The organism is Psychromonas arctica, assembly GCF_038155225.1.
Lineage (GTDB): Bacteria > Pseudomonadota > Gammaproteobacteria > Enterobacterales > Psychromonadaceae > Psychromonas > Psychromonas arctica_B.
Genome location: NZ_JBAKBA010000117.1, coordinates 1 through 392, shown reverse-complemented (window position 1 = coordinate 392; position 392 = coordinate 1). Strand labels below are relative to the sequence as shown.

Annotated in this window: 1 protein-coding gene; it reads left to right on the top strand. The window is 39.5% G+C overall.

What is annotated here, in order from left to right; translation table 11 throughout:
- A partial coding sequence (locus V6255_RS18030) for a transposase (RefSeq protein ID WP_341629378.1) occupies positions 1-392 on the top strand: 392 nt, incomplete at both ends.

The window sequence follows — 392 nt, the reverse complement described above, 5'->3', positions numbered from 1 at the left end:
CAAACCTGACTTATCTTGCCAAAGTAAATTCATTCCGATTGATTTCGCACAGCAAATTATCCCCGGTACTTTTGAATATGCACTTTCCCATATTGTGGACAAACATCTTGATTTAAGTTCATTTGATAAATGGTATGACAACGACAAAGGTGGCGCCGCAGCTTACCCACCGTCAGTGATGTTGAAGATAGTTCTGTTTGGTTATTCACGTGGGTTAGTTAGTAGCCGACGTATTGCGAATGCGTGTGAAACCAATATTACCTTCATGAGTTTATCTGGTGATGAGCAACCTCATTACACTTCTATTGCTAGTTTTGTCGCTAAAATGAAAGACCAAATTGAACCACTATTTACTCAAGTATTAATGATATGCGACCGTGAGGGATTGATCG